Source organism: Anaerobacillus sp. 63XJN7_4_ISO-PGPR-S23-413 (assembly GCF_056173725.1).
The window spans coordinates 1107310-1127919 of sequence record NZ_CM149688.1; the positions used below are offsets into that span (position 1 = coordinate 1107310).

Genomic DNA, 20610 nt, shown 5'->3' on the forward strand with positions numbered 1-20610 from the left:
AAATACCTTTAACTTTATCGTTATGTGTTGTAAAGTAAATATGAACTGGAAAATTGTAGCTAGGGTTCCACTATCGAGATAGGCTAGTGACCGAGGGCTACATCTTTTACATAAGTAAAAGGCACCTATTGACATAAAAGGTCCGAGGGGAAAGGTTCAGCGTATTTGTACTGCGCTGAAATCTTTCTCTTCGGGCCTTTTTAATTATTTAAAGGAGGTATTCTATATGTCGACAATCGAAGAACTAAAAGCTGGTGTTGCTGTGATTATTCTAAATGAAGAAAACGAGGTTTTATTACAAAAAAGAACCGATGTGGGGCAATGGGGGATTCCATCTGGTCATATCGAAATAGGGGAGACAGTCTCCGAAGCAGCCATCAGAGAAGTGAAAGAAGAAACAAATTTGGATATAACGATTACCAGGATCATCGGTGTTTACTCTGATCCTACTTCACAGGTTTTTCATTATCCAAATGGGAAAGTCGTTCATTTTATTACAACATGCTTCCTTGCTGAAGTGACAGGTGGAGAACTTCGATGCAACTCTGCCGAATCACTTGATGTTCAATTTTTTGGACAGTCACGTTTACCACAGAACTTATTAACCATGCACCCTCGATGGCTGACGGATGCACTTGAGAAAAGAGATCTTGCATTTATTCGTTAAATGAAGATGCCGTCATCTCTTTCTGTGTGTCGGCATTTGTCAGCTGTTCTGATTACAAGTTAAGTAGTCTTAGCTTTGACAAAGTGGGATGGAAGGAGGGAAAAGCGTGAAAAATCAACAAGCTTTAATCTGGGTAATAATAGCGATCTTATTAGTATTGGTTTGGGTTTTCTTGAGGTAATACATAGATGAGTGGAATGGTGTGACTACGGGAGGGTATATCGAAATTAGTTTTTCGAGAAAAAGGCTGTTCATTTATAATGAAGCAGACCGCTTATTCATGTAATTAATTATTGAACAATAAAAAATCTTTAGGAACTTCGTATTTATGAAGTTCCATTTTTTGTTTAATGATTTTTTTGGACAATCACCAATAAAACTTGATGCTGAATCGTCTACTTAGTGTGAAGGGAGGAGGCAAATGAATGAAATGAGTATGCAACAATCAGAAAAGCCTATTGAAAGAATTGATGAGTTTAAGCAATTATTCAATGATCATAAGAAAAATGTATTTGCTATGGCATTATCGATATTAAGAGATTTCGAATTGGCTGAAGATGTTCTACAGGAAGTATTTATCAAACTCTATCAGCATTTAGAACATCATGAAGTTTCAAATGTGAAGGCCTGGTTAATTCGTGTTTCTAGAAATACGGCTATGGATCTCTACCGAAAAAAGAAACGAGAACTAACGGGTTTTGATAAAGAGTATTTTGAACGAGTGCCTTATTTTTCAGAGGACCCATTAGATCGAATTGTATTAGCGAAATACTTAGAGGTACTCAATAGCGAAGAGAGACAGATTGTTATTATGAAGGATATCTCTGGATTAAAGCATAGGGAGATCGCGAAAGTGTTAGAGCTTCCTCTGGGTACAGTAGTTTGGAAGTATAGTCTGGCATTAAAGCGGATGAAAAAAGACTTAGAGTAAGGAGGGATTTTCATGAAGGAAGACCAAATTAAAAAACATTTGAATAATGCAATTGAAACTCACATTCCAGATGTCTGGAACGATTTGGAGCAAAAAATACATAAGAAAGAAAATTTGCAAACCCTAAAAGAGCCCATTCCAGTCAATAAAGTCAAAGAAAATAGAAAAAGGACATTATCTAAAAGATTATCAATAGCTGCGGCTTTATGTTTAATTGTTTTTTCTACTTTGACGTTTACACCAGCTTTAGCTGCTATTCAAGATGTTTATGAAAAACTATTTTCAAGTAAACAAATTGATGATATTGGGGTTAGAAATGCAATCGATTTGGGTTATGGCAAATCGATTGATCAAACCTACTATGATAAACAACATGATATAAAAGTGCGATTTGAGAAAATAATGACGGATGACAAAGAAACAAAACTTTTACTCATTTATCAAAGTGAAACGACCAATTTAGAGAACTATTATATAGACTTATTTGAAGGCTATAGTTCAATTAACGTAAAGGTGAATGGCGAGAAAAAAAATAACCTGGCTACTGTTGGTTGGGGTAGCAGATATTATGAAGAAAATGAAAATAAAGTAGTCGAAGCATTATCTTTTGAATCAATAAAACCCTATGAGGGAATGGACATTCATTTAGAAATCGAGAATTTAACTATACATGATGAAAGTTCGTCCAAAGAGGTAGAAGCAATTTGGCCACTTGACTTTAAACTTGATGCATCTGCAGTATCAGACAGGGAAAAAGTGAAAATAGATAAAGAATTCACTTTTGAAGATGTCACCTATCGCATTAAGCGTGTGGAATTTTCGGCACTTGAAACGAGAGTGGTTGTTACTGGACCTGACACGAAAATATTGACTGACGAAACGGGAATGCGATATGAAGTTCTTAGTGAGTTAGAGCAACAATTTTTAAATGCAAGAAAAATAGATGATGAAGAAGGTTATATTGTAAATGAGAAAAAATCGGGAGTGTTTATAAGATCAGCTGGTAAAAGGGTTGACCCGATCTTCAGTAAAGGCGAGGTACAGGGTGAAGATGATGAATATATTATGATTTTTGCTCCAGTTGAGGATCGTAAGGACAGTATTCTTGAAGTTGGTGAGGATATTAAAATTCCTCTAACTAAATAAGGAGTTATGACCTTTAATAGCATCATTCCAGTTGAAAGCAGTTCGATGTTTGTTTAGATATCCAGGTTGGAAGAAGAGTTAGTTATTTGATGAATTTGCTTATAGATGTAATACACATCCTTACTTACTATTTTAGGAGCCTATCTGTTATAAACTGTACCCTTTGTAAAGGACACTTTAAAAAAGGGTTAGGCTGACCTAAGGAGATGATTCCTGTATTCAACAGGGGTCATCTTCTTTAGGTTCCATTGATATCGGTAGTAATTATAGTAAGTCATGTAGCTTTTAACTTCTCGTTTTAATTCTTCAAGAGATACACAATGTTTAATAGAGGTTTCGCCTTTAAAGTGACCAAAGAAAGACTCTTGAGGCGCATTGTCCCAACAGTTTCCTCGTCTTGACATTGATTGACTTAACCTATATTTCTTCACTAGCCTTTGAAAGATTGGGCTCGTATAATGGAAGCCCTGATCTGAGTGAATAAACGCATCCTTTGCTAACTTAACTTTTCTGTTGTTTTTTAGTTTGACTAGGGTATCTGTGGCGAGATCTAATGTAATTTGATCCGATACATTGTAGGCAAGGATTTCGTTTGTTGATCCATCTTTTATGGTAGAGAGATACGCTTTTTTACCTTTGCCATAAAACAAATAAGTGATATCAGTAAGTAACACTTTTCCAGGGATATTCTGTTTGAATTGTCTGTTTAATAAGTTGGGTGAAACAGCGTGCTCACTTGTTGCTTTAGCCATTCTTCTATAGGGGTTTGCTCTTCTGAGTGGGCATATAATGTCATACTTCTTCATGATCCTTCGTATGCGTTTTAGATTGTATACAGTTTGAAATTGACCCTTTAGTGTCATTTTAATCTGGCGAGCGCCTTTCTTCCGTCTTTTAAATTGATACGCTTTTAAGATTAAATCTCTGACAACTTCGTCTTGTTTATCACGTTGTTCTCTTCGCACCTGAGCTTTCTCGGAGAAATAATGATAATAACCGGATCGAGAAATCCCACACAAAGTACACAAATAACTCACCATGTTCTTTAGCTTGAATTTTTTTATCACAGATTTAATAAGAAGATATTTCTGTTGCGCAGTTAGTCCTCGTCCTTTTTCCCCCTCTCCATCATTTCGAGCTTTTTTAGTAACTCATTTTCTGCTTTTAATAGGTTATTCTGAGCCTCCAAACGTTTATATTTCTCTTCTAATGTAAGTTCACGATCCATTGACCTTCCTGAATTCACTTTACGATTATCGCGAAGACCATCAAGCCCCTTTTCCTTATAAGCAGCTCGCCATCTATCCGCAGAGGATTTCATCCGTCTAGCACCTAATACCTCACTATCAAAACCACACTCTTCAAAAATTTGTCTTGGGAATTTTCCGTTCTCATCCTCGGTTATAAAGAGGCGTTTAAATTCGTCTGTATAGGTTATTCCGTTCTTACTTACGGCTTTCACATACTTATTAGTAGATAATTGTTTCACTTCTTGTTTAGAAAATAACTTTTTCCCCATCGTAAACCAGTCCCTACTTGTTTTCTTTCTTCCAGTATACAAAAAAGCACCCTATAGAGAGACCTTTTTTCAAAGTGTCTAATCTATAGGGTACAGTTTATTAAAGGTAGGCTCCTTTTTTTGCATGGAAATATAGATTAAAAAAATGATTTGAATCAACGACAATTAAGAATTAAGGAAGTGTATTTATGAATTGAAAGAAGCTTGGAAGGGTGATTTAGAAATATGACAGGAAACCATCATTGAGGAGAATGAAAACAGAAGAACTTTAGTACTTACTATTCATAAGTATGTTTCTTGTACACTGAAGGGCAATAGTCTCCTTTCGTTGATTAAAAGTAAGTTCCTCAGAATAAGGTTTGAACTAAATGAAATTGATACTTGAGTTAATGAGAATAATCTGAAATAATGGATGATAGTGTGGAAATTAATTGTAAATTTAGGGAATTTTTATGGGGAGAAAATTTGCAGAGGCATTTGGTACAGGCACTTAGATGATCGTGATGTTGATCGAATGAGATGATTTCATTTTTTATTACTAATCGTTAGACAAGATAATAAATAAAAGGAATGATCGAATGAAGAAACAGGTAAAGCTTTTTTATTGTCATATGTCCTTATTATTGTTTATTCTATTACTTGCAGGGTGTTCAGATAATACGAATGCCAAATTAAATGCAAATGCTGCTGAGAATGACGCTTCTTTATCAACGGAAGAAGCGACTGAAGTGGAAGAGGGTAATCAAGTAAACGAAGATGCATCTTCATCAACGTCAGAAGACACTTCTCAGGAAGATGATAAAGAAACCTCTTCTGAAGAACCAAAAAGCGGTGAGTCAAATTTCGCAGATGAAAATGAAGAAAATCATGCGTTAGATGATTACTCCTCCAAGGAAATTGAATACGCTCGTGTCTGGTCACAGCTAGGACCGAATCAAGAAGTAGATGAATTAAATGTTCAACTTATATCCGCTGGTTCCCCTCTTGATCCTGATGATGAGAACAGTCTCACTTATCCAGAAGATGTTGTTCAATTACGTGGTTCCCGTATCGTAGATGGCATCGTTACGTATAGTGGTAACGGAGATGGCACGATTAATGTATATAACGTTCCTTTGCGCTGGTATGGTGGCTTTCCTCCTCCTGAAGATATAGATAAAGAAGAAATTCAGAAGGAAATGGAAGATATCATTACCAATACAAAGCTTGTAAACGTGGATACAGGAGATAATGAAGAAATCATAGAGATTATCAACAAAATGAATAGTCAGTAATCTGAGTAGCGGATTTATGTTAATCAGTGTTTCGTTTTAGAAGGCATAATGTGCCCACACTATGTTGGATATGAAAATAAGATTAAGACAATTCTCTATCCCCAACAGGTTAAAATTTGAAGACAATTGAAGCCATGATGCCATAATCGTTATAAAGTATGGTAAGTTAGCTATTGGAGTTAGCACAAATATTTCTTTCGCAATATTTCTTTTTTTATATTTTCTTTTTGCAAAATATAGTAAACTATTACATGAATTACTATATTATCGTACTAATTTAATAGCGTTATATACATGTTGATTAATGAACTTGTAGGAATGAAAATCTTTATATTTTATATTTTGAGCACTATTATTTGGCCCATTCCTTAGAATCCATATATAGCACGCTGTTTATATGTACTTCTGGTTCTCCAACATTAATTTAGGAAGGGAAGCGTTTAAATCGCCAATCAAATGCTATAATCGTGCAGATCTTCTTGATCTGATCGATGAAAAAAAATCTCTTTTATCTTTAAAGGTGTTAGCTCATGGCTTTACACATAAACAGACATTAATGGCTAGCCAGGAGCTTGATCGACTACTTAATCGCTACCAATTTGGAGAGTATAAAGAAAGTCAGCCAACATACTCAAATTAAATACAAACTGTTATTTTAGGAAAGCAAAAGCTAGCCGCTATAAATGTGTAATATGTAAATTTGAGATAGATTAGTTTTGTTCATGATTGTTAAGCGAACAAAGCATAATTCTATCTCATTTTTTTTAGGAGACGGCTTATTGAAGAGATTAGTTATAAGAGTCTATTTTAAATAGAAGAGGTGGTAAAAATGTTAAACGAATGGGCTATTTCTATATTTGTTAGCTTTATTCTATTTTTAATTATTGGCTGGTTTACTGGAGATAAAGAGTATGGAAGTGGTTCAAAAACCAATGATGAACGCTCTCGATTCATTAAACAAAAAGCGATTGTAGGAAGTTGGATTTTCTTACTAACCGTCTTTGTGATAAATGTGGTCTTAAGCTTTTTCGACTTAAGAACAGGACCTCTAGAAAACGCTCCATTTAATCATCCAGAGTTATTCTATTTACTTCTTTTGGTGGGTAGCTATTTTGTATGTTATTGGATGTATAGTAAGCGAATCAGTGGGAAACGAGAGTAATAGAGACGAGGGGGGTTACGAAAGTTGATTAACTTCTATCAAGAGGAGGAGGGAGATTCTCTATGAACAACGAAAACGAAAATAAACCATTCAATGATGCTATAGCTCATAAACAAAACATTGAAGGTTATCCAAAATCAAGAGGTGGAAAACTGCCCTTACCTATTAAGGTAATCGGATATTTTCTGTTTGGGAGTTTGATTATCATGCTATTGATTGGATTGGTTGGGAATTTCCTATTCGATTAAAAGAGGTGGAGCATTTTTGTTATAAAAGATCCATAAGTAGATATTGAGTGGCAGGTATGATCTTGGGGGAGGAGATTTGATTATGTGGATAGCTGAGACAATAGCACCTCTTGTCTTAATGGGCATAGTAGTTGTCTTTGTGATTGAAAGCCTAAAGTATAAATCTAATAAAGGCAATCTGGGGAAGAAAAATTCAAAAGCTGCTCAACTTTTATTAGATAGTCTCATCCCAATCGGAATGCTTTTGGGGGCTGGTATTGGTGTAGTGGTTGGTATGTATTTCTCGTTCTCATTACTATCTTCCGTTAATTTAGGTGCGGCACTAGGTTATTTAGTTGGATATTTTGTTTATGAAATTTATAGCAAGGAAGGAAATAAATATCCATAAGTAGCTAATAATATCTTGCGAAGGTTCATTCGTAAGGGTTATTTTAAGTAGGGATAGTTTCAGATTCTATCTCTTACCTATGTATCTTATTTCGGTTAAACTTTTCATCGCATTACATGTGAAAAATTGATTTATCAACATAAAAGACCCACAAAATGAATGATGATTTTGTGGGTCTTTTTTCAATCTATAAACATGTGAAATGAATAAATTGGAATTTAACTTACAACTTTTCGGACAGCCGTTAATGCAGCATCAATGTCTTTCTTCGTAATCCCATTATTCGTTACAAATCGAATCACGTTCAGACCAAACGCACCCGCTAAAACGCCTTGTTCTTTTAAACGGTGGATAAAGTCTTCTGTCGTTTTCTTCGTATTCGTAATATCAATTAAGAGTATGTTTGTATCCACTTGATTGACAAGGTTAACCCCTTCAATATTCTGAAGACCATCAGCAAGATACTTCGCGTTCTCGTGATCCATCTCAAGATGCTTCACGTTTTCTTCGAGAGCAATAATGCCCGGTGCAGCGAGAACACCTGCTTGTCTTAAACCACCGCCAAGGCGCTTACGCCATTTTCGAGCTTTCTCGATAAACTCAGAAGTACCGGCAATAATGGAACCAACTGGTGCGCCGAGTCCTTTTGATAAGCAAAACTGAACAGAATCCGTATACTTCGCGAATTCTTTTACGGGAATTTGAGCTGCTACAGAAGCATTGAATAATCGTGCCCCATCTAAGTGAACAGGGATCTGATGTTTCCTTGATAGTTGATAGATTTGTTCCATATTGTCAAGAGGAACAATTGCGCCGCCTGCTTTGTTGTGGGTGTTTTCGATGCAGATTAATCCTGTTTCCGGCTGATGAATATCTTCGCCTCGGATAGCTGCTTCAACATCGCCTGGATTCATCGCACCGCGGTTCCCATCGATCGTCTTAATTTGTACACCAGCAAAGGCGGACAGTGCTGCCGCTTCATATAGGAATAAGTGCGCCTGAGATTCCATGATCACTTCTTGACCAGGCTGACAGTGGACTAAGCCAGCAATTTGATTTCCTTGCGTGCCGCTCGTGACAAATAAAGCCGCTTCTTTTCCTAGCGTTTCTGCAGCGATTTGTTCGAGCCTGTTAACCGTAGGATCTTCTCCATACACATCATCGCCTACTTCAGCTTCGTACATCGCTTTTCTCATTTGTTCATTTGGTTTCGTTACCGTATCACTGCGCAAATCGATCACGATTCGTCCTCCCCGTCTTCATTAAGTAATAGTCTACTAGTATCCATCAAAAGTATACGGTTATTTCATAAGTGAATCAACTTCGTAACGGGGAGGCTTTATGATCCTGTTATCTCGACGCAAGGTGGCGATCGATGATTTCTAATGCTTCATTAGGTCCGCCACAGGCTTGAAAGCTCTCTTTGATCTTTCGGATGCCTAGCTGATAGTTCGCGTTATGAATGACTTGATTCACTGCATGCTGTAGCGATTCGATTGTTACGTTCGGTGGGAAAATAGGATATCCGGCTTGTAGTTCTGCGAGGCGTGCAGCGACCAAAGGCTGGTCCTTATCATGAGGGAGCACCACCATCGGAACTTCAAAGTAAATCGCTTCATTAGTGCTGTTCATTCCTCCGTGGGTAAGGAACACGTTCGTATGCTGCAACACATCTAGCTGAGGAACATATTTTCGAATAATGAAGTGATCGGGAGCTTCTTTTATTTTAGTGAAATCAGCACTTGATCCTGCTGAAATGACAACTTTCCCTGGAAAATCTGTAAAGGCGTCGATGCACATATTAAAGAAACTCTCAACATGATCGAGCACTGTGCCCATAGAAATAAAAAGAACCTGCTCGTTTTCAAGCTGGTCAAGTGGGAAGTCAGTCGCGTCTTTTCGTTCCGGGAAGCTAGGACCAATAAAATGATACCCTTCACCAAATTCACTTAAATGAGGTTGGAAATACTCGCTTGAATAAACCATCGTTTGCTCGCCTTGATTTTGCATAAATTGCAACATGGTTTTAGGAGCGACGCCAAACGCTTGCTTCATCTTAGCTAATAAAGCTTTCCCTTTTTCATCGAGTTCAAATGACACCGACGCGTCTGGGTGAAGGGGGAGGTTTTTCTTATAATCATCTGGGATTAAAAAGGATGATGAAGAAGAGAAGCCTGGTACTTGTAAATACTCTTTTACTAATTCACCAGGACCAAAGGCATCGTAATAAACAAAATCAATCGCTACTTCTTTCGCTAACTCTTTTGTAAGCGAGAGGATATCTAAAGATGAGCGTATAAAGAAATGTAGAAAGTTATTGATTCCTTCTGAACTACCATGATTGATGTGTAAACCATCTAATCGATCCTCATGAAGAATCACATTGGCTCCTACGCCTTCTAGGCGGTCTTTGAATTTTTCAGTTGAAATATAATAGACGCTGTCTCCCCGATCTCCAAAAGCTTTTGCCATGCCTAAGCTTGGGTTAACATGTCCTTCACCTGGGATATTAAGCATTAGAATGTTTGCCATAAGTCGTCACCTCTTAAGTCTTTTTATCGTTACATAATAAAGGATAATTGTTTTCCAGTAAGGATGAAACCAAATTCCTTTGGTTGCTCTCTTCCATATTCGAACGAATTTAAAACTTCATTCCACCCATATCCTCCCAAAGTAATAGCATCAAAAATAACCTTAGGTAATCCTACCTAAGGTTTCGTTAAGGGAACCTATTACAAAGGTCTGTCTCGTTTATATTCGCCTGCGACGTTTGCGTGATAAAGGGGGTGGCGGTCCGATAACGACAGGACTTTTCCCTTCAATTGGATCTAGCGCTTTTTCCATTGTTTTCGGGTCTATGCGATACGCTTCTTCATAAACCTTCAGAGGGGTTTTCGTCAGCATGCTAGAGCCATCTTGCGTTTGGAAGCGGTCGTTGTTAAAGAATAATAACAGCAAGGTCTCGTCCGAATCTGCCTTAATCCAGTGCCAATAGCCCATTGGAATAAAGACCGTTTCACCAGCTTTTCGTAGCTGATACGTTAATAATTGATCATTGTTCGGGTTGAGGATGCCGACGGTTGCGGATCCAGAAGCGAGGTATACCAATTCCCATGAGTTTGTATGCCAGTGCGGCTCGCGTACAGATCCTTTCGACATTCTTAATTCGGCAAGTGAGCCGCCGATCATCGCTGGCATTTGCGCTGAGGATAAGAGATAGATAAGGTTTTCAGGATCTTTCTTAAATGCAACGTTATCCTTTATATCATAAAAAAGGTTCGGATTTCCTTTTCGTCCTACTAAGTTTCGGTTATCCGTAATATAGCCAGATACTGGAGTTGTCATATATTCTCCTCATTTCTTTCTCAATTCAATACTATTCTATGAAAAAGGGATAAGCCCGGTGTAGGTGCCTGTCCACTGACCATGAAATAGGGCCGAGAAGCGCCTATCTTATCAGATGAAATGCACTCGACCAGGCACAATACGGACCCTATTCACAATAGATTAAAGCGAAGGGGGCAGATCGTTGTGAGCGATCACTATTTAGGTATTATCCTTCCAAAATCAACGTATGAGGCAATGCCTGAACTACGAGGTGGCACGCGCAGCATGTTTATGATTTGGGAGAAGTCAGCAAGAGAACTTGGCATGATCCCTTGTTATTTTCGATTCTTTGATCTAAAGCCAGGCGTCGCGACGGTGAAAGCCTATGTGTATGAACAGGAAACGTTTGTCGTGAAAGAAGTTCCAGCGCCGAAAGTCATTTATACACGCGTGCTCGATTACTTGCCAGCTTACCGTTCGCATATCAAATCTTTAATGAAGGAGGGCCGCGTCGTTTACAATGTGCCGAATTATGATGTGGAGAAGCATAAAGTTCACGAAGTCCTGATCAAGCATGACAATCTTCGAGACCACTTGCCTGAGACGGAGCTCTTTACGATCAACAACTTAAATAAAATGGCTGCACGCTACAAGCAATTCATTCTCAAGAAAAGCTATGGCGAATTCGGCATTGGCGCGATGAAAGTTGAGCGGGTTAAGAAAGGATGGCGCCTCTTTTATAAAACAAAAGAAGGCGAGCTCAAACAAGTTGATTTCAAAAAGACGCTGCCTGCGGTGCTCGTTAACCGACTCCGTACGCATACGTACATGATTCAGGAGATGATTCCGCTAGCTGACTTTAAAGGCCATCCGTTTGATTTGCGCGTCGCGGTTCAAAAGAATCGAAACGGGAATTGGCAGGTGTCAGGCGTGATGTGCAAGGTGGCGAATGGGGGAGACTTTCTAACGAATGGAGCACAAGGGGGAACGACGTACACGTTTGAAGCTGTTGCGCCTCATTCCCATCCAGGAATTTCGTACGAAGCGCTCCTACAAAGCATTGAACAGCTAGGACTTCAAACCGCCCGCGTACTCGATCACCATTTTCCGAAGCTAGCCGATCTTGGATTCGATATCGGCATCACAAAAGCGGGTAAGCCTTATTTTATTGAATGTAACTTTATCTCAGACTATGTGAGCGGATTGTTTGAGGATGGAGAGCTCCTTCACGATAAGTGGGAAGCGGTCTTCAGAACGCCGATCGAGTATGGGAGATATCTAATGGATCGGATTTAAGTCGCGCAGTAATCATAAGGGGTCCTGTTATCTATCACGAATAATGAATATGTACTAGAACAGAGGGAGGAATTGTACATCGATTCTTCCCTCTTTGTTTGTAGAAGTGGGGTTTAACGAAAACGGAATGTTGAAATTAACAGGGGTGAGATGGTGTAATATGTAAAAAAGAACTGAAATCATATGCCCAGTTTGCTCGTTATGAATAGTTCGATTAAGAGGACATACGATATCCCTAAGACAACTTCTTTGCGAAGGTGGGATTTAAAATGAAAAAAGCAATGATAGTTCTGCTTCTACTGGGGAGTGTTTTTTCCGTTTTCTATTTCTTTGCTATAGAGAACAATAATGATAAGCCGTTGGGTGCCAGGAGCACTCCACCAACGGATCTTGAACTAATGGATATTACAAAGAAAATAACGGAAACTAATTTTACTAGTAAGGTTGTAAATGAGTTAGAGAATCAAGGTTACCAAGCAGAGGGAAAAATACATTATTCAATATACGACACAAAGAAAAAAGATCTTATATTTGTCATTTCAAATAGTGAATATAAAGGGAAAAAGACGGAACAGGAAGTAAACGCAATTATTGATAAGGTTTCAAAATCAAGTGAGCTAGGTTCATTTAATGTCATCTTTCAAAAAGAAGAAAAAGCTGTAGATTAACCTTTCAAGCATAGCCGATTCCATATTTCATTAAAGAGCCGAGGAGCTTATCTGTCATAAGATAGGCTCCTTTTAGTGTGAAATAAAGGATTGAGTTGTTCATAACAATTTGAAATAATTGGTATTGGAGATGTAGGGAAGAGATTACTTAGAAAAAGGGGAGTAAGGTGCTTGCAAAAATATTAGCGTCAATCATGATGTTAATTAGCGTAGTTTATATTGCGTTTTTAGTAAAAAATCTTATCGTGACATTATCTTTATTGATTTTATCAGGTATGTCTATTTTTTATTTGTTTTATGAAAAGAATGAGAAGGAAGACCAGGATAATTTATGACAATAATTATCTGTTCAACAATCTCTGAGCGGTTGCTAAATAGTTTAACTTTGTGAATGAGAAAATAATTTATTTAGGAGGAATCACATTGTTTAATAGAACATTTGTTGCATTGATAGGTAGTTTTCTTGTTTTGGCTGTTGGATTGTTTAGATTAATGACGGAATCGTTATCCACCACACCTCTGTTTATAGCTTATGTATTTATTATTACTGGGCTAATTGGTGTTGTTGCTAATGGAATAAGGTTAGGTAAAACGAACAGCGGTCGGTAGTGGTTTTTCATAGTTTGAAAATCCTGCCTAATACCCATTCACATCATTTATACAAAAAATAAAGATTGAGTTGCTCGTATTAATTTGAAATAATTGGTATTAAGTAGAGAGGCACTATTGTTAAAGAGACGAAAATGAGAGGGGAGAAGTGACAAGATATGAAAAAAACGGTTCTTACATTATCCTCTGTTATTGTCGTGTTAGGAATTGTCATCCTAGCTAATTGGCCGACAATAATAGCTCACCTCGAAAAATACTCTTTTGATCGTAACAAGGAAGTTACCACAGAAATCAAAGTTTTGACTGCGGATGAGCTATTCGATCTAGAACATCAACAGAGGAAATCAACCCAAAAATTAGAGTCTTCTACAAAATATCCACTAGTGGGTAAAGAGTCAAGACACGGTGTAGATGAATTGGATAACACTTATTACTTCTTAATAAATCAACCAGAAATAAAGTCTATAAAAATTGAACTACCAATAACAAGGTACAAAGATGAAAATAAAACAATCGAATTCATATCTGGCAAAGGAAATATTTTGAAAGTATTAGAAAATGGAGAATGGAAGGATTTTAATAATATTCAATGAAAGTTAATGCAGGTTATTATCCCAGGAGTATCGTAACTGTTAAGTACATATTCGAAAGGAAGTGAATTACTTGGCTCTCTGGAAAGAATATTTCATTACACTTATTGAAATCATTAGCTTTTTAATTGTGGGCTTTCTCTTAACTGAGCTTGTTTTTAGTAACTTCTATGAAAGTGTAGATTCAGTGTGGATCAGCATTTCCTTTATACTTTTTTCTTTATACACGTTGTTTAAAGTATATGTCCTTTCTAAAAAAAGTCTATTGTTGAATGATCGCGTTACTTCTCTTACTTTTTGGGGGATATTCATATGGTCAGTGTATTCTGTGAGTTCTCCTTTTGTATAATAACTAAACAATCGAGGAGCTTATCTGTAACAAGATAAGCTCCTTTTATAATGAAAGAACGAAGTAGGTTATTGATGCCAATTTAAACTAATTGGTATCAATAACTTGAACAAGGTAATTAAAGAGGAGTAACATGTTATTTGCTGATAATGATTAAATGGGAAATACAATGGTACAATCACTATGAGTTACGAATAGATTCATAGATCCAGAAACTTTATAAACCGTTAGAGACGAAAATATTGTCGTTAAGAGTGAAGTGAGAGATCAGGTGTAAAAGAATACGCCGTTTAAATTTAAAAATAGAAGATTTATAACGAAAGAAGGAGAGTCACAATGCTAACGAACCCAAAAGCTATTTTCTTAGATATGGATGGTACGATCTTGAATCACTATAACAAGGTGAGTGAATATACGAAGCAAGTGATTGATGAGTTACGAGAGAATGGCATATACGTCTTTATCGCAACAGGCAGAGCTTCGGATGAGATTAATGAGCTTGTCCCTGAAGGGTTTCAAGTGGATGGCATTATCTCTTCAAATGGGATGGCAGGGTATGTTGAAGGTAAGGCCATATTTGAACATTCACTCGAGCTTGACTTAGTTGAAAAGATTATTGAAAAAGCGCGTGAGCAGAAAATTTATTATGAGCTCTTTCCATACGGAGGAGATCGCATTGCTTTAGAACAAGATCGTCACTATATGGAAGCAGAAATTAAAGATCCGCAGCCAGAAGGCGTCGGGCTGAATGAATGGCTTTCGCGTCAAGAAGCGATCAAAGAAGCGATCAACTGGAAAGCTCAAATTGAAGGAAATAAGTTTTCCAAATTCTATTTCTTCGCTCGAACGAAAGAACATATCAATCAATGGAAAGATGAGCTAGAAAATATCAAGCAGGACATTGATTTTACAACGTCAATCTCTTCAGCGCATAACGTCGAAGTAATGGTAGCCAATGTAAACAAAGCGACTGGCATTAAAGAAATGCTCCAGCATTTTGATTTGTCAGGTGTAGAGACGCTTGCCATAGGCGATAGTAACAACGACTTACCGATGTTCCAATTTGCCGATTATGCTGTAGCTATGAAAAATGCATCCGACCAAATTAAAGAAATTGTCGACGATGTGACGGAATTTACGTGTGATGATGACGGTGTTTATCATTATTTGAAGTCGATTGTCGTGCGAGATTCTATTCGAAATACATGATTATTGATAAAAAACTCGGTTAAATTCGAGAGAAGGCTAATGAGATTTCTTTATTCACTAAAGAGAAACGATTCTGCAACATCATAATAGCCTAGTTATACAACAATAATCTTCAACAATCGGACGCAATTCCTCATGTAGGAATTGCGTTTTTTATTTCCAAAAAAGATTGAGGATATGATTGAATTTCGAAATGGTTCTAAACAAGAAAATGTAGGTCATACCGTTTAAATAAGGATCGAGTCGATAGCTTAAATAACATTTCGCTAGGTGTAATAACTGTTATTCTTGCGTCGTTAATGCTTAATATCTTTCATTCAATTTAGTATTGCCTCAGTTATTTATACGGTAAGGAAGGTGTCTTCTTCTATCAAAATAAAAGTTATGTCAACCGGTTGACACCTGAAAGCGCTTACGATATATTGTTCTGTAATAAAAGGATTTTTTAATCTGTTTGGCGTTGTAGATGTTTCGTATGAGAGTCAACAAGTTGGAATAAAGAAGGTGATTTAAGGTAAAGCAAGATGGTTAACCCCATTAAATATAGTGAGGAGTTATGCTTTTGAATCGTTTAATGAATAATGATGAGATTGTTCGCAAATTTCTTATATTTACTGCATTCGGGTTAATGATAATGTTATTGATCTGCAATAAGGTAACGGCAGAAGTGCAAGCAGAGCGTACAAAGGAAAATGAGGAGGTTTCAGCAATTAAAGCATCAACAAATTTAACGGATTGGGTCTTTCATGGTGAAGGTACACTTGAAGATACAGTACAAGGGTTAAAGCTTACTTCGGGAGCAAATGAGAATGTAATGGCGATTTCAAACGTTCAATCAGAAAATTTTATATACCAATCTGATATACAGATAGTAGATCAATCAGCAGATGCTACGTTGATATTTCGATCTAGTGAAGATGGCTGGGATTCCTATATGGTTCAAATAGTGCCGGATGCAGGACTGATTCGTCTACGTGATGCTCGGGACGAAAGTAGGTTAATAGAGGAATTTGACGTTAACATTCAAGAAGGTGAAATCTATCATTTAAAGGTGAAAGTAGTAGAAGACAATATTAAAGTATATTGGGAAGATCTATATACGCCAGTGATAGATTCGAATGTATCGCTTCATCATCATGGATACCTGGGGCTGAATGTTTGGAATGGGTCTGCACTATTTCAAAACGTGAAAGTGAGTGAACTTGCAACGAATTTGGGTCAGTCTCTAGTGGAAGAAGGAGATTGGGAACCAAACATTAAAGGATTAAAAGGAATAGCGCGAGAGAATGAAATAGTTAAGAAAATATATGACACACAGGCCAACAACTTCGTGTTAGAAGGTAATGTCTCCGTTGATGAAAAACAAATGGAGGCAGGTTTTACATTTCGCATGAATGAGGCTGGAACAGAGGGCTATCGAGCTTTGCTTAAGAAGCAAGGGGATGAAGTTGCAGTACAATTACAAAAAGCAGATGGTACGGTACTCGGGGAATCTAGTCGAAGTTTCAAGTCACAAACCAATACTAAACACCACTTGGAAATCATAGTGAATGACGAACAAATCACAATCTATCTAGATGGCTACGCAGATCCCGCAATTGAATTAACAGATAGTAGTTATACTAGTGGTTTAGCAGGATTGATAGTTTTAAGAGGTGCAGCTTATTTTCAAGATGTTTACTTAGTTTCTTCAGATAGTTATTATAAAGAAAATTATAGACCTGCTTATCATTATACACCAGCTCGAGAATCGGCAAGTGATCCAAATGGGCTAGTCTATTTTGAAGGTGAATATCATCTGTTTCATCAGAACGGTGGACAATGGGCACATGCAGTTAGTGAAGATTTAGTTAATTGGAAGCATCTACCTATAGCTTTGCCATGGAATGATTATGGTCATGTATGGTCAGGATCTGCTGTGGCAGATTTAAATAATGATTCCGGCCTATTTTCAGATACTGGGGGTAAAGGACTGGTAGCATATTATACTTCTTTTAATCCAGATGCCGATAATGGCAATCAACGAATTGGCCTTGCGTATAGTACGGATCGAGGTCGTACGTGGGAATATTCAGAAGAACATCCGATCGTTATAGAGAATCCTGGAAGTAATGGAGAAAATCCAGGCGGTTGGGATTTTCGTGATCCCAAAGTGGTGCGTGATGAAGCGAATGACCGCTGGGTGATGGTTGTTTCGGGAGGAGATCATATTAGATTTTTCACTTCCCACGATCTTATTAACTGGGAACATACTCAGAACTTCGGCTATGGTGACTACATTCGTGGAGGGGTATGGGAATGTCCGGATTTGTTTCAGCTTGAAGTCGACAATACAGGAGAGAAGAAGTGGGTCCTCATGCTTAGTACAGGAGCCAATCCGAATACAGAGGGATCAGATGCAGAGTATTTTATTGGAGACCTAACACCTGACGGCAAATTCATCAATGACAATCAACCTGGAGAGGTATTGAAAACAGATTATGGGAAGGAATTTTATGCCTCTATGTCGTTTGCAAATATGCCGGATAACCGTCGTGTTACGATGGCATGGATGACGAATTGGGACTATCCATTTGCCTTCCCGACAGAAGGATGGAATGGTCAACTAACGATTCCAAGAGAACTACGACTCACCTTAACAGATAAAGGCATTAGACTAGCTCAATCACCGATTAAAGAATTAGAAACGATTCAAACAACCGTTTTTGAAACAGAGAATAAGCTTGTATCTCCAAAGAATGACAGCAATTTATTAAACAAAGTAAACGAAGCTTCCTATCAATTAGAAGCGGAAATTGAAATTCCTGCTGGTAGTGATGTGACAGAGTTTGGTTTTCACGTTCGTGAAGGTTCTGAACAAAAAACTGTTGTTGGATATAATAATGCGGAACAGAAATTATTTGTGGATCGTTCCGAGTCAGGCAGGACGGATTTTTCGAATGAATTTACTACAACCCATACGACAGGATTACAAGCGAAAAATCAGCGAATTAAATTAAATATACTAGTGGATAACGGGTCTATTGAGGTTTTTGCTAATGATGGGGAGACAGTTTTTTCAGATCTCATTTTTCCGGATGCAACGAGCAGGGGAGTTAGCTTTTATACTGAAGGTGATCAAGTTCAAATTATTTCCTTGAAAGTACACTCTTTAGAGGATATTTGGGATCGGGAAATGGAAGATGGACCCCAAATTGTACTTGATAAACGTGAAAAAGAAATGAATATTGGGGATAAGCTAGCTGTTAATGCGGCAACTAAAGGTATTAACGGGAATGGAACGAAAAAACTTAAATGGAAAACGTCTGATTCCGATATTGTGAGTCTTCGCTCTTCTACTAATAACACTGCCTTAATTGAAGCTGCAAGCGCTGGAAAAGCGACGATTACAGTTTCTACGCCAAATAACAAGGTGTCTGAGAGTTTTGAAGTGAATGTATTTGAGGGGGATTTTAATACTAATCTTACTGGTTGGAAGTCAGATGTTGATACCGTCAAATGGGTTGCAACTGAAGAAGGAATTCGGGGATTACATACCGGTGATTCCAATTATATAGCTGAGAATACTGGGGGCGACTTTGTTTATGAAGCAGAAATGACACTTCATGAATCGGGAGGTGCCGGTGCTATTCTTTTTCGTGCCAGTGAAGATGGTAGAAGTGGTTATTATTTTAATTTAGATCCTAATATGAACGCTTTCCGTCTTTTTTATAAAATAAATGGAAGCTTTGAAGAGCGTATGGTAATCAGTAAGGTTCCAACATTTATTCAGCCAGGGAAGACCTATAATGTGAGAATATCAGCTACTGGTCCCCGTATTCAAATTGATGTAGATGGAGAAAAGATAATGGATATAAGAGATGGAACCTTTGCAGAGGGACATTTTGGTTTAAATGTATTCGGAGGCAGAGCGGTCTTTCAAAATGTAAAGGTTAGTAACGTTTCTGAAGCTGCTTTACGTAAAACGACCTTTATCAATCAAAGAACAGGTCAATCTCTTTATGCAGCTTCTTCTCAAAATGGGGTGCCTGTCACTGCTAATGAAGAGCCTACGACCTGGACACTTATACCAACTGGTGATGAGCATGACTCTTATTCCATACGAGCGGAAGCTAGCAAAGCAATTGATTTTGATTCGGTACAGAAGAAAATTCAATTATACGACTACCTTGGTTATGATAATCAGAGATGGATCATTCAAGAGAATGACAATCAAACCGTCACCATCTTATCTGTGTTCAATGATGAGGCAATGACTATATCAGAGGATGGGAATATCATGCTTCAACCATATGATCCAGAGAATACACGCCAACAGTGGGTTACATCGAATTAAGAATACTAGAATCTTAATTTTGTTCTCTCTCCTAGTTTCTAACGGGTGTGCTGTGGATTATTAAATGAAAGAGGAAGTTGAGAGTGACTTCCTTCTTTCTCAATTGGTTAATTGCGTTTGGGTTCAGTCAATTAATAACAAACTAATGATAAAGTATTGTGAAAGATTTATTTGGATGAAATTTCGTCTGCCCTTTCGTTTTCACTAAAGATTTATCAAATCAGTGGAGGGTTATGATCATGGTAATGTCACGCTGGTATTTAAGACTTGGCACCTGGGCGTTTAATCTGTTTTTGTTGAATTTATTATGGTTTTTTTTCACATGTACTGGCTTGATCGTACTGGGGATATTTCCAGCTACTGCGGCTCTATTTGCTGTTCTTCGGCGCACTATTATAGAAGATAATGACCTTCCAGTATTGAAGCTTTTTGTAAGGAATTTTAGAACGGAATTTATAAAGGCTAATCTTTTGGGGTATCTTTATGTTTTATTTGGATTGGTGTTGTACATGTATTTTCAAGTTGTTCAGCTTATCTCCTCCAATCAATTGCAAAGCATTATGGTTAATATAACGGTTGTTATCAGCGTCTTGTATTTCATTACGTCTTTGTATGTCTTTCCGTTATTTGTCCATTTTGACCAAAAGAGTTTTCAGTACTTGAAAAATGCTTTAATATTAGCGGTAGGTAGGCCGGTACGAACGATAATGATGCTCCTAGGACTACTGTTATTAACGTATATATGTTTCCGTATAACAGTACTCATTCCTGTAATAGGCATTAGTTTGTCTTGCTATGTTATTATGTGGACCGCTTTGAAATCGCTACCAAAGGAAACGAAAACCCTAGAATAGACAAAGGGTTGATTTCTCAAATAGTTAAGTAATTAGT

20 protein-coding genes are annotated in these 20610 nt (G+C 37.5%); 16 read left to right on the forward strand and 4 right to left on the reverse strand.

Going from position 1 to position 20610, the window contains the following annotated elements:
* Window positions 1-226: 226 nt before the first annotated feature.
* From AC0VYO_RS06075 to AC0VYO_RS06085, 3 genes are all read left to right on the forward strand, one after another.
* On the forward strand, window positions 227-667 hold the full coding sequence (locus AC0VYO_RS06075) for an NUDIX domain-containing protein (RefSeq protein ID WP_475368637.1): 441 nt from the start codon (window positions 227-229) through the stop codon (window positions 665-667).
* Between the two features lie 421 nt (window positions 668-1088).
* Window positions 1089-1598 carry an RNA polymerase sigma factor gene (locus tag AC0VYO_RS06080; protein WP_475368638.1) on the forward strand — a complete coding sequence of 170 codons (510 nt, stop codon included), beginning with the start codon at window positions 1089-1091 and terminating at the stop codon, window positions 1596-1598.
* Window positions 1599-1610: 12 nt separating this feature from the next.
* Window positions 1611-2744: a DUF4179 domain-containing protein gene (locus tag AC0VYO_RS06085; RefSeq protein WP_475368639.1), complete on the forward strand. Its 1134-nt coding sequence runs from the start codon at window positions 1611-1613 to the stop codon at window positions 2742-2744.
* A 188-nt stretch (window positions 2745-2932) separates the two neighbouring features.
* Here the strand turns inward: AC0VYO_RS06085 and AC0VYO_RS06090 are convergent.
* A protein-coding gene (locus AC0VYO_RS06090; protein WP_475368640.1) for an IS3 family transposase occupies window positions 2933-4263 on the reverse strand; the annotation gives its coding sequence in 2 pieces (ribosomal slippage) (window positions 2933-3852 and window positions 3852-4263; 1332 coding nt in all).
* A 578-nt stretch (window positions 4264-4841) separates the two neighbouring features.
* Here AC0VYO_RS06090 and AC0VYO_RS06095 point away from each other — a divergent pair.
* From AC0VYO_RS06095 to AC0VYO_RS06115, 5 genes are all read left to right on the forward strand, one after another.
* Complete coding sequence (locus tag AC0VYO_RS06095; protein WP_475366885.1) at window positions 4842-5537, forward strand: hypothetical protein; 696 nt, start codon at window positions 4842-4844, stop codon at window positions 5535-5537.
* A gap of 397 nt (window positions 5538-5934) precedes the next feature.
* The gene (locus AC0VYO_RS06100) at window positions 5935-6177 is read left to right on the forward strand and encodes an aspartyl-phosphate phosphatase Spo0E family protein (RefSeq protein WP_194220715.1); all 243 of its coding nucleotides are present in this window, start codon (window positions 5935-5937) and stop codon (window positions 6175-6177) included.
* Between the two features lie 189 nt (window positions 6178-6366).
* Window positions 6367-6699, forward strand: coding sequence for a hypothetical protein (locus tag AC0VYO_RS06105; protein ID WP_430245098.1), 333 nt, complete (start codon window positions 6367-6369; stop codon window positions 6697-6699).
* A gap of 62 nt (window positions 6700-6761) precedes the next feature.
* A complete protein-coding gene (locus AC0VYO_RS06110) occupies window positions 6762-6947 on the forward strand; it encodes a hypothetical protein (protein ID WP_430245096.1) in 186 nt (61 codons plus the stop codon).
* 82 nt (window positions 6948-7029) lie between these two features.
* Window positions 7030-7335, forward strand: coding sequence for a hypothetical protein (locus AC0VYO_RS06115; RefSeq protein ID WP_475367469.1), 306 nt, complete (start codon window positions 7030-7032; stop codon window positions 7333-7335).
* 218 nt (window positions 7336-7553) lie between these two features.
* Here AC0VYO_RS06115 and ltaE read toward each other — a convergent pair whose 3' ends face one another.
* The 3 genes from ltaE to AC0VYO_RS06130 form a co-directional block, all read right to left on the reverse strand.
* Complete coding sequence (ltaE, locus tag AC0VYO_RS06120; protein ID WP_475368641.1) at window positions 7554-8576, reverse strand: low-specificity L-threonine aldolase; 1023 nt, start codon at window positions 8574-8576, stop codon at window positions 7554-7556.
* A 109-nt stretch (window positions 8577-8685) separates the two neighbouring features.
* Window positions 8686-9867 (reverse strand): macrolide family glycosyltransferase, encoded by a 1182-nt coding sequence (locus AC0VYO_RS06125; RefSeq protein WP_475366887.1) that lies wholly within the window; start codon window positions 9865-9867, stop codon window positions 8686-8688.
* Between the two features lie 219 nt (window positions 9868-10086).
* A complete protein-coding gene (locus tag AC0VYO_RS06130; protein WP_475366888.1) occupies window positions 10087-10680 on the reverse strand; it encodes a cupin domain-containing protein in 594 nt (197 codons plus the stop codon).
* Between the two features lie 186 nt (window positions 10681-10866).
* Between AC0VYO_RS06130 and AC0VYO_RS06135 the strand changes: the two genes are divergently transcribed.
* From AC0VYO_RS06135 to AC0VYO_RS06170, 8 genes are all read left to right on the forward strand, one after another.
* Window positions 10867-11958 carry a YheC/YheD family endospore coat-associated protein gene (locus tag AC0VYO_RS06135; RefSeq protein WP_475368642.1) on the forward strand — a complete coding sequence of 364 codons (1092 nt, stop codon included), beginning with the start codon at window positions 10867-10869 and terminating at the stop codon, window positions 11956-11958.
* A 269-nt stretch (window positions 11959-12227) separates the two neighbouring features.
* Entirely contained in the window at window positions 12228-12626 is a 399-nt protein-coding gene (locus tag AC0VYO_RS06140) for a hypothetical protein (protein ID WP_475366890.1), read from the forward strand.
* Between the two features lie 197 nt (window positions 12627-12823).
* Entirely contained in the window at window positions 12824-12961 is a 138-nt protein-coding gene (locus tag AC0VYO_RS06145; RefSeq protein WP_475368643.1) for a hypothetical protein, read from the forward strand.
* Between the two features lie 88 nt (window positions 12962-13049).
* Complete coding sequence (locus tag AC0VYO_RS06150) at window positions 13050-13235, forward strand: hypothetical protein (protein WP_475366891.1); 186 nt, start codon at window positions 13050-13052, stop codon at window positions 13233-13235.
* Window positions 13236-13393: 158 nt separating this feature from the next.
* Window positions 13394-13828, forward strand: a complete 435-nt coding sequence (locus AC0VYO_RS06155) for a hypothetical protein (RefSeq protein WP_475368644.1) — start codon at window positions 13394-13396, stop codon at window positions 13826-13828.
* A gap of 682 nt (window positions 13829-14510) precedes the next feature.
* Entirely contained in the window at window positions 14511-15383 is an 873-nt protein-coding gene (locus AC0VYO_RS06160; protein WP_475368645.1) for an HAD family hydrolase, read from the forward strand.
* Between the two features lie 562 nt (window positions 15384-15945).
* The gene (locus tag AC0VYO_RS06165; RefSeq protein WP_475368646.1) at window positions 15946-19719 is read left to right on the forward strand and encodes a GH32 C-terminal domain-containing protein; all 3774 of its coding nucleotides are present in this window, start codon (window positions 15946-15948) and stop codon (window positions 19717-19719) included.
* Window positions 19720-19958: 239 nt separating this feature from the next.
* Window positions 19959-20573 (forward strand): YesL family protein, encoded by a 615-nt coding sequence (locus AC0VYO_RS06170; protein ID WP_475368647.1) that lies wholly within the window; start codon window positions 19959-19961, stop codon window positions 20571-20573.
* Window positions 20574-20610: the final 37 nt, after the last annotated feature.

What these genes read in the sequence shown, in the direction of transcription:
- AC0VYO_RS06075 (WP_475368637.1), top strand. Translation starts at nt 227, where the DNA reads ATGTCGACAATCGAAGAACTAAAAGCTGGTGTTGCTGTGATTATTCTA.
- AC0VYO_RS06095 (WP_475366885.1), top strand. Translation starts at nt 4,842, where the DNA reads ATGAAGAAACAGGTAAAGCTTTTTTATTGTCATATGTCCTTATTATTG.
- AC0VYO_RS06145 (WP_475368643.1), top strand. Translation starts at nt 12,824, where the DNA reads ATGTTAATTAGCGTAGTTTATATTGCGTTTTTAGTAAAAAATCTTATC.
- AC0VYO_RS06080 (WP_475368638.1), top strand. Translation starts at nt 1,089, where the DNA reads ATGAATGAAATGAGTATGCAACAATCAGAAAAGCCTATTGAAAGAATT.
- AC0VYO_RS06100 (WP_194220715.1), top strand. Translation starts at nt 5,935, where the DNA reads ATGTACTTCTGGTTCTCCAACATTAATTTAGGAAGGGAAGCGTTTAAA.
- AC0VYO_RS06125 (WP_475366887.1), bottom strand. Translation starts at nt 9,867, where the DNA reads ATGGCAAACATTCTAATGCTTAATATCCCAGGTGAAGGACATGTTAAC.
- AC0VYO_RS06105 (WP_430245098.1), top strand. Translation starts at nt 6,367, where the DNA reads ATGTTAAACGAATGGGCTATTTCTATATTTGTTAGCTTTATTCTATTT.
- AC0VYO_RS06170 (WP_475368647.1), top strand. Translation starts at nt 19,959, where the DNA reads ATGGTAATGTCACGCTGGTATTTAAGACTTGGCACCTGGGCGTTTAAT.
- AC0VYO_RS06130 (WP_475366888.1), bottom strand. Translation starts at nt 10,680, where the DNA reads ATGACAACTCCAGTATCTGGCTATATTACGGATAACCGAAACTTAGTA.
- AC0VYO_RS06140 (WP_475366890.1), top strand. Translation starts at nt 12,228, where the DNA reads ATGAAAAAAGCAATGATAGTTCTGCTTCTACTGGGGAGTGTTTTTTCC.
- AC0VYO_RS06115 (WP_475367469.1), top strand. Translation starts at nt 7,030, where the DNA reads ATGTGGATAGCTGAGACAATAGCACCTCTTGTCTTAATGGGCATAGTA.
- AC0VYO_RS06155 (WP_475368644.1), top strand. Translation starts at nt 13,394, where the DNA reads ATGAAAAAAACGGTTCTTACATTATCCTCTGTTATTGTCGTGTTAGGA.
- AC0VYO_RS06160 (WP_475368645.1), top strand. Translation starts at nt 14,511, where the DNA reads ATGCTAACGAACCCAAAAGCTATTTTCTTAGATATGGATGGTACGATC.
- AC0VYO_RS06085 (WP_475368639.1), top strand. Translation starts at nt 1,611, where the DNA reads ATGAAGGAAGACCAAATTAAAAAACATTTGAATAATGCAATTGAAACT.
- AC0VYO_RS06110 (WP_430245096.1), top strand. Translation starts at nt 6,762, where the DNA reads ATGAACAACGAAAACGAAAATAAACCATTCAATGATGCTATAGCTCAT.